The sequence below is a fragment of the Bacteroidetes bacterium SB0662_bin_6 genome (genome assembly GCA_009839485.1).
Taxonomy (GTDB): Bacteria; Bacteroidota; Rhodothermia; order Rhodothermales; family VXPQ01; genus VXPQ01.
On the sequence record VXPQ01000032.1, the window covers coordinates 193,054 to 206,957 of the forward strand.

The window sequence follows — 13,904 nt, forward strand, 5'->3', positions numbered from 1 at the left end:
TTACGCGTAAGTATATCAGCTTTGACGTGCTACACAAAACCGAAATTTCGGTGCTATAATAGTAAGGCCAGCCCTGGTACGGAGCTGCCCGCGTAAATACCACATAACCCCCCATCATGCCAGCCTCTGCTCAAAACAACGTATCGAAAGACCCCGAAAAATCAAAAAATACGCCGGCAGTGAAGGTGCAGGGACTGGCTGATGTCGTTGCATTGGATTCACACATTGCTTTTGTCAACGGGAAAATTGGACAACTATCGTATCGCGGCTACGATATCCGCGATCTCGCCCAAAACACTTCCTACGAAGAAGTTTTCTGCCTTCTCCACGACGGGGACCTTCCTAATCAGGCTCGCCTCGACCAGGCGAAAGAACAATTACGGGCAGCCCTTGTCCTGCCGGAAGGCATATGGAGTATTTTACGCCGCATTCCCAAAGACGCCAATCCCATGGCGTCCCTCCGAACGGCAGTTTCTGCACTAAGTCTGTTCGACGACGAGGCCGATGACGGATCGCCTGAGGCGAACTACAGAAAATCAATCCGGATCGTTGCGCGTGTTCCTTCGATCATTGCAGCGATCGACCGGTTGCGTAAAGGAAAAGAACCGGTAGCTCCTCGCACGGATTGTTCGCATGCGCACAATTTTCTCTACATGCTTAATGGCGAAAGACCCGGAGAGATGGCCGAACGCACGTTCGACACATGCCTGGTGCTTCATGCCGAACACGGGCTGAACGCCTCTACCTTTGCCAGTCGGGTGATCGGAGCAACGCTATCGGATATGTACTCGGCGGTAACAGGCGGCATTGCCGCGCTGAAAGGTCCGCTCCACGGTGGGGCCAATCAGGAAGTCATGCGCATGTTGCTCGAAATCGACTGTTCCGGTCAACGACCCGCCGACTATATCGCGGCAAAACTTGCAAAGAAGGAACGCATCATGGGCTTCGGGCACCGTGTCTACAAAACGATGGACCCGCGCGCCGGCATTCTCAAAGACATGAGCAAAGGACTCGGTGAGGAAATCGGCTCCCTGAAATGGTATGAAATGAGCCTGGAAATGATGGAAATTATGAAGGCGGAGAAAGGCCTGTATCCCAACGTGGATTTCTTCAGCGCCTCCATCTACTACGCGCTGGGCATCGCTATCGACCTGTACACGCCCATCTTCGCATTAAGCCGAACGGCAGGCTGGAGTGCTCACCTGAAGGAACAATGGGAAGACAACAGGCTGATTCGCCCGAAGGCCGCATATGTTGGCCCACAAGGAAAACGTACACTGCCGATCGGGCAGCGCGCGTAAACACTTTTCTCCACGAATAAACGAGGAAAAAAGAAGCAAGGCAGATGTGCTGCGGCCCGTGATCAGAATCTGTCCTGACCACAGGCCGTGTGATATCAATCAGGCGAATAAACTATTCCTCTGCCTCCTCCGCGGATGCCTCCTCCTCCATTTCTTCCATGGCCTCCTCTTCCATGCCTTCCTCATCCCCCATGTCCCCCATGTCTTCACCTTCCATCTCTCCCTCCATCCCGTCACCTTCCATCTCCATCTCATCGGCTTCCATCTCCATGGCTTCGCCTTCCATCTCCATGTCATGGTCTTCCATCATAGCATCTTCGCTATCCGCCTCCTGCCCTCCACAGCCGACAAGAGCCGTCAAGGCAATCACAAGGGTCATTATGGAAAACGTACGCAATATCGTCATAGCTGGCCTCCTTATGGCGAGTGGTTCTTCAAGTGCAGATCTTTGGCAGAGCTTCTTGCGAGATACCCCGCAAACGCCCTCTCCCCAAAGCATGCGGCTCAATTCCGGACAATAGACAGTATATTCACAAAGTTTGTAATAATCCAATGGAACCTGATATTTATTATCCTTAGCATCCCTTTTTGTATCCTGTTACGCCCTGACGAGGCCCGAAAAGCCCTGCACCATGGCGCCCCGGATTAAACACGACAAACCTGGTCTTTGGTCGGCCCTTTCCTCCCCGATCGGCAAAAAGGTGCTGACCGGGGTTACCGGCTTCGCGTGGGCGGGGTTCGTGATCCTGCACATGGCAGGAAACCTGAGTTACTTCGGTGCGGGCGAGGCATACAACGAATATGCGCACAAGTTACTGAGCACGGGGCCGCTCCTCTACGCAGTCGAGATTGTGCTCCTGATTTGCCTCGTAATTCATGCCATCCTTGGAGTAAATATCTACCTCGGCAAGCGGCGCGCCAGAAAGCAGGGCTACGACACCTACCGAAGCGCCGGGCGCCCCGGATTGCAGTCTCCGAGTTCCCGAACCATGCTCCTGACAGGTGTCGTCCTGCTTGTTTTTCTCGTGATCCACCTCAAATCGTTCAAGTTCGGCCCCGGTATCGCAGAAGGGTATAGCCTGCTGGTGGATGGTGAACCTATCCGGGATCTCAAGCGGCTGGTCACAGAGAAGTTTCAGCACCCGATCTATGCATTCGGATATACAGGCGTAATGGTTTTGCTGGGATTTCATTTGCGCCATGGAGTATGGAGCGCACTCCAGTCCCTGGGCGCCATGAACCGCCGCCTGACCCCGTTGATCTACGGGATCGCGGCCCTGCTCGCCGTCGGCATTGCCGCAGGTTTTATTGTGCTGCCCCTGTACATTTACTTTTTCGCCCCGTAACTCCGCAGCCATGAATCTGGAAGCCCACGTTCCGCCCGGCCCCCTTGCAGAGAAGTGGCAGAACTATCTCGACAGGGCGAAGCTCGTCAATCCGGCAAACAAACGGAAGCATGATATCCTTGTGGTAGGTACGGGGCTGGCCGGAGGCTCCGCCGCAGCCACGCTGGCCGAGCTCGGATATAATGTCAAAGTGTTCTGTATCCAGGATTCGGCCCGCCGCGCTCATTCGATCGCGGCGCAGGGCGGCATTAACGCCGCCAAGAATTATCCGAACGACGGGGACACCGTCTGGCGTCTGTTTTACGACACGATCAAGGGGGGAGACTATCGTGCCCGCGAGGCAAATGTGCACCGTCTTGCCGCCGTCAGTAACCATATCATTGACCAGTGCGTTGCGCAGGGCGTCCCGTTCGCGCGGGAATACGGCGGCCTGCTTGACAATCGCTCCTTTGGCGGGGCCCAGGTGTCGCGTACGTTCTATGCCAGAGGCCAGACCGGCCAGCAACTGCTGCTGGGCGCTTACCAGGCGCTCGAACGGCAGATCCGGACCGGCGGGGTAAAGATGTTTCCTCGCAGGGAAATGCTCGAACTCGTAGTCGTGGACGGTCAGGCGCGGGGTATTATTGTCCGCAATCTCGTAACCGGTGAGCTGGAACGCCATGCCGGCGACGCCGTGCTGCTATGCACAGGAGGCTACGGCAACGTGTATTTTCTTTCCACGAACGCCAAAAATTCCAACGTCACTGCAGCATGGCGATGCCACCGGAAAGGCGCCTTTTTCGCCAATCCGTGTTACACCCAGATTCACCCGACCTGTATTCCCGTGTCGGGGCAGTACCAATCCAAACTGACGCTCATGAGCGAAAGCCTGCGCAATGACGGCAGGGTCTGGGTGCCCCGGAAAGCCGGCGATGCCCGCCCCCCTGAAAACATCCCGGAAGAGGAACGTGACTACTTCCTGGAGCGCCGGTATCCCGGTTTCGGCAATCTTGTCCCCCGGGATGTGGCATCGCGCGCCGCCAAAGTGGTATGCGACGATGGATTCGGCGTAGGTGCTACGAGGCAGGCTGTCTATCTGGATTTTGAGAATGCGATCGGGCGTCTCGGGGAATCCGGAGTGAGAGAACGGTACGGGAATCTTTTCGAAATGTACGAGCGCATCACGGGTGAAAATCCGTACGGGGTTCCGATGCGGATCTATCCCGCCGTACACTACACGATGGGCGGCCTGTGGGTCGATTACCGCCTCATGAGCACGATCCCGGGGCTGTTCGTGCTGGGAGAAGCCAATTTTTCCGACCACGGTGCAAACCGGTTGGGGGCCAGCGCACTCATGCAGGGCCTTGCCGACGGGTATTTTGTCATTTCTTCGACGCTGGGAGACTACATTGCCTCCGGCGGCGGCAGTGGCAAGGTGGATGTTTCGGAGGCGCCGTTCGACGAGGCATCCGGCGCGGCGGAGGACCGTATCAAACGCCTGCTCCATGTCGATGGAGGCAAAACGGTCACGGAATTTCACAGGGAACTTGGACAGATCATGTGGGACTACGTAGGTATGTCCCGAAACCGGAAGGGACTCCAGCACGCCATGGACGCCATTGCAGATCTGCGCGCCGAATACTGGGAAAACGTATCCGTGCCCGGTCGCAAAGACACCTTGAACAAGAACCTCGAATTTGCAGGCCGCGTAGCGGACTTTCTCGAACTGGGAGAACTCATGGCCCGGGACGCTCTGCACAGAGACGAATCGTGCGGCGCTCATTTCCGTGAGGAATATCAAACGGAAGAAGGCGAGGCGCTGCGCCGGGACGAAGAGTATACCTACGTGGCCGCATGGGAATTCACGGGAGATACGGCATCTCCGGTACTGCACAAGGAAACGCTATCTTTTGAGGTGGTCGATTTGTCCACGAGGAGCTACAAATAACGGCAGAACATTTGTCGAAGCACTGAACCATTCCGCAGCCGCATGGCGCAAACGATGACCATACACTTGAAAGTCTGGCGGCAGTCCGGCCCGGATGCAAAGGGAAAACTGGTCGATTACACGCTCGAGAACCTGAACGAGGATATGTCCTTCCTCGAGGCGCTTGACGTATTGAACGAGGAACTCATCAAAAAGGGCGAAGACCCGGTCGAGTTCGACAACGATTGCCGCGAGGGTATTTGCGGCTCCTGCGGCCTTATGGTGGGGGGTATCGCGCATGGCCCCATGAAGGCTACGGCCGTGTGCCAGTTGCATATGCGGCACTACAAGGACGGAGACACGATTGTCGTCGAACCCTTCCGCGCCGCCGCTTTTCCCATCATCAAGGATCTGGTGGTGGATCGCAGCGCATTCGACCGCATTATTGCAGCGGGCGGCTACGTCTCCGTCGATACGGGGGGAGCACCGGATGCAAACAGCCTTCCCATTCCGAAGGAACATGTGGACGAGGCGTTCGATTTCGCCACATGCATCGGTTGCGGGGCCTGCGTCGCCTCATGTCCGAATGCATCCGCCTCCTTGTTCACGGGCGCAAAAGTAGCCCACCTTGCACACCTCCCCCAGGGTCAGGTCGAACGCAAGGAGCGGGTTGTGCGCATGGTAGACCAGATGAAAGCCGAGGGATTCGGAGATTGCTCGAATCACGGGGAATGTGAGGCCGTGTGTCCGAAGCAAATTTCCATCGCCGCTATTGCAAAGATGCGGCGCGAGTACCTGCGCGCTCTTTTCGGGTAGGGCCTACAAGGGAATATTCCCGTGCTTTTTCCGGGGATTACGGGCCACCTTGTTCCGTAGCATATCGAACCCCCGGACAAGTCGAGACCGCGTTTCAGCGGGAAAAATAATGTCATCGATGTACCCTTGTCCGGCAGCGATATAGGGATTCGCGAACGTATCCCGGTAGTGCCGGATAAAATCTTCTTCCGCCGCCGCGGGATCGTCCGCCTCGGCCAGTTGACGCTTGTAGATGATTTCAACGGCCCCCTTCGGCCCCATTACGGCGATTTCCGCAGTAGGCCAGGCAAAGTTGAGGTCTCCCCGGATGTGTTTCGAGTTCATCACATCGTAGGCGCCCCCGTACGCCTTGCGGGTGATGACGGTTATTTTGGGCACGGTGGCTTCACAGAATGCATAAAGAAGCTTGGCGCCATGCCGGATAATGCCCCCCCATTCCTGATCGGTTCCCGGCATAAATCCGGGAACGTCCTCCAGGACGAGCAATGGGATATTGAAGGCATCGCAAAACCGCACGAAACGCGCACCTTTGACCGATGCGTCCATGTCCAGCACCCCTGCCAGCGCAGCGGGATTGTTCGCAACCACGCCTATAGACTGACCGCCGAGACGGGCAAACCCTACAAGGAGATTCGGCGCAAACTCGGCATGGATCTCGAAGAAATTGCGCTCGTCCACAAGCGCCCGGATCACTTCCAGCATATCGTAGGGCTTGTTCGGATGCTCCGGCACCATATCGTTGAGCGCTTCGTCCATGCGATCCGGCGGATCGTCGGTGGGGACGAAAGGAGGAGCATCCTCGCAATTCTGCGGGATAAAACCAAACAGATCGCGTATCCGGTGCAGGCACTCCACCTCGTTCTCGCAGGCCATGTGGGCGACCCCGCTCTTTTCGGTATGGGTGCGGGCACCTCCCAATTCCTCGGCAGTCACTTCTTCCTGGGTTACCGTCTTTACCACATTGGGGCCGGTCACGAACATATAACTCGTGTTCTTCGCCATAAAGACAAAGTCCGTAATGGCCGGACTGTACACCGCACCGCCTGCGCATGGACCAAGCACTGCGGATAGCTGCGGCACTACGCCGGAAGCCATGGTATTCAGAAGAAAAATCTCCGCATAGCCGCCGAGCGAATCGACACCTTCCTGTATGCGGGCGCCCCCGGAATCATTCAACCCGATGACAGGCGCCCCATTCTCCAGCGCCAGGTTTATAAGACGGGTGATCTTGCGGGCATGGGCAAGCCCGAGCGACCCCCCGAATACGGTGAAATCCTGACTATAGACATAGACAAGACGACCGTCGATCGTGCCAAAACCCGTAACCACGCCGTCGCCGTACGGGCGGTGCTCGTCAAGCCCGAAATCCTGCACCTGATGCCGTACGAACACACCTGTTTCCTGAAAAGACCCGTCGTCCAGAAGAATATCGAGCCGCTCCCGGGCGGTCAATTTCCCCCGTTCGTGTTGCTGTGCAATACGCGCCGCTCCCCCACCAAGACGAGCCTCTTCGCGGCGTCTCTCGAGATCGGCACGCCTCTTTTCGCGATCGTCCATGAATAACGGATCAGGTGCAGTATCGGGCCTCTACGGCCTCGGTGAAAGTCACGGCGGGAGGGCTGTAGATGTTCACCTGATGCTTCAGGAACACCTCGTTGGCGATGGTCTGCGAAGCCTCCGACCAGTCCCTTGCGTCTTCCAGGCGCTCCAGAACGGCTTCATACGCCTGCTCCTTGCCCTGAAAAAGACACTGGACAAAAAGATCGCGGTTCCGCGCGCCGCGTTCCCCGAGTACGGTATGTTCAAGACGGGTCAGTCCCGTAGGGGCTTCGCCGGCGTCTGCAGAGGTATCAGAAACAACGGATTCATTTTTCGGAAGCACGGAATGGCTCCGTTCGAGCGTAAAAATCCGGACAGAAGGTTCCGGCTGCGTAGCCGTTTCGATTTCCGCAGGTGCGCCGTTCTCCGCGGGTGTTCGCTCCGTGGCCACGGCGTTTTCGAGCACTTCTTCGGCAGCCGCCGGCGGAGAACCCGCGCGGAATTGTTTCCAGCGCGGCTCGGCCGAAGTATCCACGCTGTCGACAGGCGAAGAGGATGCGGGAGACTCAGCAGGTGGCGAAACATCGTCACCTGCCTGCGCGAACCGTTTCCACAAGGGTTGCGCTTCCTGGCGGCGCTCCGCCGGTCTTGCGGGCGCGTTTGCGGCCTTCCTGACGGACTTGCCGCTTTCTGCTGCATCGGGCGCAAACAATACCTCCAACTTGTCGAAAGGAATGCTTTCCTCCGAACCGAATTGCTGTTCGAGGCGGTGCAAAACCTTTTCCGCTCCCTTTTCCTGTAAAAACGCTTGGACAAACTCCGTGGGGACCTCACGATATCCGGCAGTAGCAAGCACGCTGACAAGCGGATCGAATAATCGGAGCCAGTCCTCCGGGGAACTGTCCGAGGCAAGTTGTTGATCGGCCTGACACAGGAACTCTTCGAACCGATCTCGTCCAACCGGCTCGTCACCCTGTTCATCCAGCCAGGTTTCGAGCGCTTCCCGGTACGGAATCTTCGCAGGATACAACCCCATGCGATCACGCATCGTGCCTGCACGCACCGGAGTGCCCAACGGATCAAACACCGAATCGATCAGCGAAGCCGTGGGCTGGATAACCAGATAGAGCGTCTGTTGGCACGCATTCTTCAGGAAGTCGGCCCATACGAAAGCAGGAAAAGCCGGATGGCGCTTCATGACCTCCATAAAACGGGTGTGTGCCTCTTGCACCTCTGCTGCCTGCAGATCCACCCAGGAATTTTGCAGATTGCGCTCCGGGAGGGTATCCCGGAGTTTCATATTTAGTACCTGTTCGAGATAATCAGCGAGCGCCTCCGGCATCGGATCGCGTCGGATGTCCGAACGTCCGTATGTGCGATCCGCGGGAAATGCATCGATCAGGCGATCGAACAGGGCTTGAGCGATCGTAGTAATCATGGTATGCCGTTGCAACGAATGAAATTAACGACGCGGCAAGCGGCGGTTCGATGGGTGGAGGGGCAGAAAGGCGACCGCGCGCTATGTTCAGGACATCCTGGTTCGGGAACCTGTGGATGCCTCGACACCGGATATGGCCGGGTTGTCATGACCAAAATCCGGACACAAAAAACCCGTTGCCGTTTTCCACGGAGCGCCCTGCATGCAGGTTCCCGTCTTCCGGAACATTGCATTCGACCAAGCCACCGCGTATTTATTCATCGTCGGGATACGGCGGATACGTAAAAAACCCCTCGATTATGTCATTGCTGCAGGAACGATTCGAACGATTCATGGCGTGGACAAGCGATACGCCGCTCGGGCTCGTCATAGACCGGGCACAGGGATCCTGGTTATACCTCTCCGATGGGCGTCGCATCGTCGATATGATCAGCGGTATTGCCGTTTCTTCGCTGGGGCACGGACATCCGGCGGTCGTCGAGGCTGTCCGGAAGCAAGCTGCCCGCCATATGCATGTCATGGTCTACGGCGAATTCGTGCAGCGCCCGCAGGTGGATCTGGCTGCATTTCTGGCCGGACGCCTACCCCCTTCTCTTCAGGTAACCTATTTCACAAACTCCGGAACAGAGGCCAATGAAGGCGCCCTGAAGCTGGCAAAAAAAGGAACGGGACGGTCAAGGATGATCGCTTTCGAGGGGTCGTTCCACGGGGACACGCACGGTTCCCTGTCCGTGACTGGTCGAGACGTGTACCAGGATCCCTTTCGTCCGCTGTTGCCCAATGTGGACATACTCCCCTTCAACCACGAGCGCGCCCTGCAGGCCATCGACGAACAAACGGCCTGCGTGATCACAGAGCCGATTCAGGGGGAAGGCGGCATCAACATACCGGAGGACAACTGGATGCGGGCCCTGCGAGCGCGCTGCAACGAAACCGGCGCCCTGCTGATCTTCGACGAGGTGCAAACAGGATTCGGACGCACCGGAACGCTTTTTGCGTTCGAGCAGTTCGGCGTCATTCCCGACATTCTGACGATTGCCAAAGCCTTCGGCGGCGGCATGCCGCTTGGGGCATTCATTTCCAGCGCGGACCGCTTTCAGGCGCTGCGGCGGGACCCCCCACTGAGTCATGTAACCACATTCGGAGGACATCCGGTATCCTGCGCCGCCGCACTGGCCGCCCTGCAGGTGATCGTCGACGAGGAACTTCCCGTTCGGGCCCGCGCCATAGAAAAACGGGTTCGTCAGCGTTTGCACCATCCGTTGATCGTCGAAGTGCGGGGACGGGGCGCTATGCTGGGAATGCAACTTCGCGATACAGACCTGACCGCCCGGACCGTGCGTCGGTGCCTCGAAGAAGGTGTGCTGCTCGGATGGACGCTTTACTCGGACTGCCTGGTGCGCATTGCCCCTCCGCTTACGATCCCCTTCGACGTACTCGACGGAGCTTGTGATACGATTATCCGGGCGCTGGACACAGTGGAGCAGGATACGCAGGCATGATTGCGAATTACCATACGCTGCGGGCACTGATTGCGGAATGGCAAACTTCGCTGATCGGGTGTACGCTCGAAGACGCCTGGTCGCAGGAACGGGACGAACTCTCGCTGGCATTTAGCGCCCCGGGGACCACCCGAACCGTCCGTATCGGTGTCCGGCTTCCTCTTCTTTTCATCGTTTGCGCCGACGGGTACGCCCGCGCCCGCCGCAATGTCGCTACGCTGTTCGAGCCGGCCATCGGCAGAAGGATGGAAACCCTGCGGATCGCTGACCGGGATCGCATGATCTTTCTCGGGCTCTCCGGCGGCATGACCTTTCATATTCCGTTGTTCGGCCCGCATGCCAATGTATTCCTCGTGGCGGATGACCGCATCCTGACTGCTTTTCGGAACGATGCCGCGCTCGCAGGATCCGCCCCTCCCGCACCGCGTCCGGCGCCCGACCCCGATACCTGTACGGCATTCGAAGCAAGCTGGCGCCCGAAGGGCGGCTCCATCGTCCGGACGGTTTGCCGGGCGTATCCGTTGTTCGATCGTACCCTCGGCATTGAGACGATCACCCGCGCCGGGTTGGATCCGCAGGGAACGGACGATGTGCCTCCCGGCGATCTGCAGGCGCTTTTCCGAACCGTGGAAACAGTGCGCCGGGCTCTCCTCGCCCCGGCTCCCCGCATATACCGGGACGAAAAGGGCGCCCCGATTTTCTCGCTCATTGCCCTCGAACACGCTCGCCATCTCCAGGAAGAAACGTTCGACACGGTCAGCAAGGCCGTTCAGGAAGGAGTACGCCGATCCCTGGCGCATCATCGCTTCCGGGAACTGTTCGACCCTATGGACAAGGCGCTCGAACGTGCAGCGAAGCGATACGCCCGGCGGGTACGACACATGAAGGAAGAATTGTCCCGGGAAAGCCGCGCCGGTCGTTACGAGACCTGGGGGCATCTGCTGACGGCCCAGGCGCACGATATCCCTCGAGGCGCCGAGGAAGCATCCCTCGAAGACCTGTTCGCGGAAGGAAAAAGGGTAACCGTGCCTCTTGACCCTGCCCTTTCGGGTATGGAAAACGCACAGGTATTTTACGACCGGGCGCGGCGCACGCGCGTTGCGCGCGAAACCGCCGAAAATCGCCTGGCGGAGACAGAAAAAGACGCACAGAAAGTCCAGGACCTGCTGGATGCGCTGCATGCCACGGAAAGCCTGCGGGCCTTGCGCACCTTCCGCAAGGAACAGGCTGACCGGCTGGCCCGCTTCCTGCCCGATGCGGAACAGGAAAACAAACGAATACCTTTTCGAAGATTCCGCCTGCCGGAAGGATATGAGGTCTGGGTAGGCCGCAATGCCCGTCAGAATGACGAACTGACGTTTCGTCACGCGCAAAAATACGACCTCTGGATGCATGCCCGCGGCGTATCGGGCGTACACGCCGTGCTCCGGCTGCCCCATCGCAATGCGGCGCCCGGAAACGCTATCGTGCGGCAAGCGGCATCCATCGCCGCCTGGTTCAGCAAGGCCCGGGGAAGCAACCTTGTGCCGGTGATGGTCACCGAACGCAAATACGTGCGCAAAGCGAAAGGAACGCCGCCCGGCGCCGTAACGGTGGAACGTGAAACCGTAGTCCTTGTGGAACCCGGCCTTCCGGACAGTGCGTCGTAAACCGGACCTGTGCAGCACACCAGGGCCTGTTACCACTATGATTTCCCGTATACTCCTGTAGTTCAACCCCCGACCGGCAAGGTATCCTCACGTTTCCTATGCCGGTCTGCAATGCGTACCTTGCACGCTCGGCACAAACATTCGTCCTAATCCAGCACACGCTCTATGTCATGACCTGGTGGGAGGCAGCGCTTCTCGGTCTCATTCAGGGAATAACGGAATTTCTCCCCGTTTCTTCCTCGGGACATCTTGTGCTCGTCCAGCACTTGCTTGGTCTGGAGATCGATAACATTACCTTCGAAGTGTTCGTGCATTTCGGCACGGTCCTGAGTATTGCCACGGTATACCGCGTCCGCATCCTTGAAATAGTGCGCGGGGTATGGGAGGGGGTACATCGGCCCGGCCGCATCGGCGCACAGTACCGCAGCAACAGGGATTTTCGATTTGCGATCTTCATCCTCCTGTCCATGATCCCCGGCGGGGTAATGTATATACTTTTCAGAGAGCCTCTGGAAGCCGCTTTTTCGGCGCCGCATCTCACCGCCGGTATGCTTCTCGTTACAGGCGCTCTGCTGCTGCTCACCCGCATTCGCCCGCACCCCGCAGGGGATATATCCGCATGGAAATCCATCGTGACGGGAGTGGCGCAGGGGCTGGCGATGATTCCCGGTATTTCCCGTTCGGGAGCGACGATCTGCGCTGCACTGTACCAGAACGTACGACCCGCACAGGCGGTCGCCTTTTCGTTCCTTATGTCGGTGCCGGTCATTACAGGCGCAACGGGTATCGAGGCAATACGGATTGCGCAGGCCGGAGACATCACGAATCTGCTGCCGATTCTTTTGGGTACACTTGTTGCGTATGCATCCGGCGTATGGGCAATCAGGACGGTAATCCATTTCGTGAAGCAGGGAAACCTGGCCTGGTTCGCCTATTATTGCTTCCTTGTGGGCGGTTTGGGGCTGTGGTGGTGGTTGTAAATGGCAGATATATGGTAAGGACCTCATGAGGCTGGTAGCTGTCGTTGGCCGCCCGAATGTGGGCAAGTCAACGCTCTTCAATCGTCTGGTGGAGGCGCGGCAAACCATTGTGCATGACGAGCCCGGGGTCACGCGCGACCGGGTGTACGGCACGGTCGAATGGGCGGGGCATACGTTCGATGCCGTGGATACAGGAGGGTTCGTGCCAGCTACCGCCGAGGTGTTTGCAGAAGCCATCCGCGAGCAAGTGCATATCGCTATTGACGAGGCCGATGCCATTCTTTTCGTCGTAGACGTTATGACCGGTATCACGGATCTCGACGAGGAACTGAGCGCAGTGCTCCGCCGGACCGACAAGCCTGTTCTGGTAGTCGCCAACAAGGCGGACAATGACCAGCGGCGCTGGCAAGCCGGCGTATTCTATGGACTCGGACTGGGCGAGGTGTATCCTGTGAGCGCTATCAACGGGACCGGCACCGGGGAAATGCTCGACGACCTGACCGCCGAGCTGCCGGATGCCCCGGAGACCCTGCCCGAGGATACCCGTATTCGTGTGGCGCTGGTCGGTAAACCGAATGCCGGTAAATCTTCGCTGGCGAACGCCATTCTCGGATTTCCACGATCTATCGTCACGGAAATCCCCGGCACGACCCGGGACGCCATTCACTCGGTGATCGAATTCGAGGACCGGGAAATCGTGCTGGTCGACACGGCCGGTCTGCGCAAGCGGGCAAGAGTGGCCGGAAACATAGAATTTTACGCCACGCTGCGGACCCGTCGAGCCCTGGCGGCGTGCGATGTCGCTGTGCTTCTGGTGGATGCCGCCGATGGCCTTCAGATGCAGGATATCCGCATTCTGAAGCAGGCGGAAGAACTCAGAAAAGGGCTCGTTATCGCCGTAAACAAATGGGACCTGGTCGAGAAAGAAACCAACACGGCCCGGGACTGGCGCCGTGGAATTCGCAAGCGGCTCCCGATGCTGGACTATGTGCCCATATTGTTCATTTCCGCGCTCACCCGCCAACGGGTGCATACCGTACTCAACTCAGCCATTGCAATTTATGAGCGGCTGCGTCTGCGCATTCCGACCCATGAAGTAAACGAAGTGATGCAAAAAGCTATCAGCAGGCATCATCCTCCCACATGGCGTAACCAGTTCGTGCGGATAAAGTATGCGTCGCAGGTGGCATCGAATCCTCCCGTATTCGCCTTTTTTTGCAATTATCCGAAAGGCGTACACGAGTCATACCGGCGATATCTCGGAAACGAACTCCGCAAGGCATTCGATTTCGACGGGGTCCCGCTTACCCTGGTGTTTCGCGCCAAGTCGCGGGAGCGCGCGTAGATCTGCTTCCGGCAGCACCCCCCGAAACCACGTGGCACGAGGCGCTTCCCGCATGCTGAAGCCTTTTCTGCAAGAGCGCGTC

The 13,904-nt window shown here is 58.1% G+C and carries 11 protein-coding genes; 8 read left to right on the forward strand and 3 right to left on the reverse strand.

All coding sequences use genetic code 11. The annotated features are described in order from the left end of the window. Nucleotides 1-116 precede the first annotated feature (116 nt). The gene (locus tag F4Y00_05650) at nucleotides 117-1,301 is read left to right on the forward strand and encodes a citrate synthase (protein ID MYE04440.1); all 1,185 of its coding nucleotides are present in this window, start codon (nucleotides 117-119) and stop codon (nucleotides 1,299-1,301) included. A 112-nt stretch (nucleotides 1,302-1,413) separates the two neighbouring features. Here F4Y00_05650 and F4Y00_05655 read toward each other — a convergent pair whose 3' ends face one another. Further along, a complete protein-coding gene (locus F4Y00_05655; protein ID MYE04441.1) occupies nucleotides 1,414-1,707 on the reverse strand; it encodes a hypothetical protein in 294 nt (97 codons plus the stop codon). Nucleotides 1,708-1,933: 226 nt separating this feature from the next. Here F4Y00_05655 and F4Y00_05660 point away from each other — a divergent pair, with 226 nt between their 5' ends. From F4Y00_05660 to F4Y00_05670, 3 genes are read left to right on the forward strand one after another with little or no spacing between them, the layout of a single operon-like run. After that, on the forward strand, nucleotides 1,934-2,647 hold the full coding sequence (locus tag F4Y00_05660) for a succinate dehydrogenase cytochrome b subunit (protein MYE04442.1): 714 nt from the start codon (nucleotides 1,934-1,936) through the stop codon (nucleotides 2,645-2,647). A gap of 10 nt (nucleotides 2,648-2,657) precedes the next feature. Next, nucleotides 2,658-4,574 carry a fumarate reductase/succinate dehydrogenase flavoprotein subunit gene (locus tag F4Y00_05665; GenBank protein ID MYE04443.1) on the forward strand — a complete coding sequence of 639 codons (1,917 nt, stop codon included), beginning with the start codon at nucleotides 2,658-2,660 and terminating at the stop codon, nucleotides 4,572-4,574. A gap of 54 nt (nucleotides 4,575-4,628) precedes the next feature. Continuing rightward, nucleotides 4,629-5,369, forward strand: coding sequence for a succinate dehydrogenase/fumarate reductase iron-sulfur subunit (locus F4Y00_05670; protein ID MYE04444.1), 741 nt, complete (start codon nucleotides 4,629-4,631; stop codon nucleotides 5,367-5,369). Nucleotides 5,370-5,372: 3 nt separating this feature from the next. On the opposite strand, the gene F4Y00_05675 is transcribed toward F4Y00_05670, so the two are convergent. Together F4Y00_05675 and F4Y00_05680 are read right to left on the reverse strand one after the other, a co-directional pair. Next, a complete protein-coding gene (locus F4Y00_05675; protein MYE04445.1) occupies nucleotides 5,373-6,926 on the reverse strand; it encodes an acyl-CoA carboxylase subunit beta in 1,554 nt (517 codons plus the stop codon). Between the two features lie 10 nt (nucleotides 6,927-6,936). Beyond that, nucleotides 6,937-8,346 (reverse strand): hypothetical protein, encoded by a 1,410-nt coding sequence (locus tag F4Y00_05680; GenBank protein MYE04446.1) that lies wholly within the window; start codon nucleotides 8,344-8,346, stop codon nucleotides 6,937-6,939. Nucleotides 8,347-8,645: 299 nt separating this feature from the next. Between F4Y00_05680 and F4Y00_05685 the strand changes: the two genes are divergently transcribed. The 4 genes from F4Y00_05685 to F4Y00_05700 all read left to right on the forward strand — a co-directional run bounded on the left by F4Y00_05685 (nucleotide 8,646) and on the right by F4Y00_05700 (nucleotide 13,822). After that, a complete protein-coding gene (locus F4Y00_05685; protein ID MYE04447.1) occupies nucleotides 8,646-9,848 on the forward strand; it encodes an aspartate aminotransferase family protein in 1,203 nt (400 codons plus the stop codon). Further along, the gene (locus tag F4Y00_05690) at nucleotides 9,845-11,497 is read left to right on the forward strand and encodes a DUF814 domain-containing protein (GenBank protein MYE04448.1); all 1,653 of its coding nucleotides are present in this window, start codon (nucleotides 9,845-9,847) and stop codon (nucleotides 11,495-11,497) included. Before F4Y00_05685 ends, F4Y00_05690 begins: the two co-directional genes overlap by 4 nt. 170 nt (nucleotides 11,498-11,667) lie before the next feature. Continuing rightward, entirely contained in the window at nucleotides 11,668-12,477 is an 810-nt protein-coding gene (locus F4Y00_05695) for an undecaprenyl-diphosphate phosphatase (protein ID MYE04449.1), read from the forward strand. A 25-nt stretch (nucleotides 12,478-12,502) separates the two neighbouring features. Further along, a complete protein-coding gene (locus F4Y00_05700; GenBank protein MYE04450.1) occupies nucleotides 12,503-13,822 on the forward strand; it encodes a ribosome biogenesis GTPase Der in 1,320 nt (439 codons plus the stop codon). Nucleotides 13,823-13,904: the final 82 nt, after the last annotated feature.

Bases quoted from the DNA above. Each gene is read 5' to 3' on its own strand.
- F4Y00_05660 (MYE04442.1), top strand. From the start codon at position 1,934: ATGGCGCCCCGGATTAAACACGACAAACCTGGTCTTTGGTCGGCCCTT.
- F4Y00_05670 (MYE04444.1), top strand. From the start codon at position 4,629: ATGACCATACACTTGAAAGTCTGGCGGCAGTCCGGCCCGGATGCAAAG.
- F4Y00_05650 (MYE04440.1), top strand. From the start codon at position 117: ATGCCAGCCTCTGCTCAAAACAACGTATCGAAAGACCCCGAAAAATCA.
- F4Y00_05700 (MYE04450.1), top strand. From the start codon at position 12,503: ATGAGGCTGGTAGCTGTCGTTGGCCGCCCGAATGTGGGCAAGTCAACG.
- F4Y00_05655 (MYE04441.1), bottom strand. From the start codon at position 1,707: ATGACGATATTGCGTACGTTTTCCATAATGACCCTTGTGATTGCCTTG.
- F4Y00_05695 (MYE04449.1), top strand. From the start codon at position 11,668: ATGACCTGGTGGGAGGCAGCGCTTCTCGGTCTCATTCAGGGAATAACG.
- F4Y00_05685 (MYE04447.1), top strand. From the start codon at position 8,646: ATGTCATTGCTGCAGGAACGATTCGAACGATTCATGGCGTGGACAAGC.
- F4Y00_05690 (MYE04448.1), top strand. From the start codon at position 9,845: ATGATTGCGAATTACCATACGCTGCGGGCACTGATTGCGGAATGGCAA.
- F4Y00_05675 (MYE04445.1), bottom strand. From the start codon at position 6,926: ATGGACGATCGCGAAAAGAGGCGTGCCGATCTCGAGAGACGCCGCGAA.
- F4Y00_05665 (MYE04443.1), top strand. From the start codon at position 2,658: ATGAATCTGGAAGCCCACGTTCCGCCCGGCCCCCTTGCAGAGAAGTGG.
- F4Y00_05680 (MYE04446.1), bottom strand. From the start codon at position 8,346: ATGATTACTACGATCGCTCAAGCCCTGTTCGATCGCCTGATCGATGCA.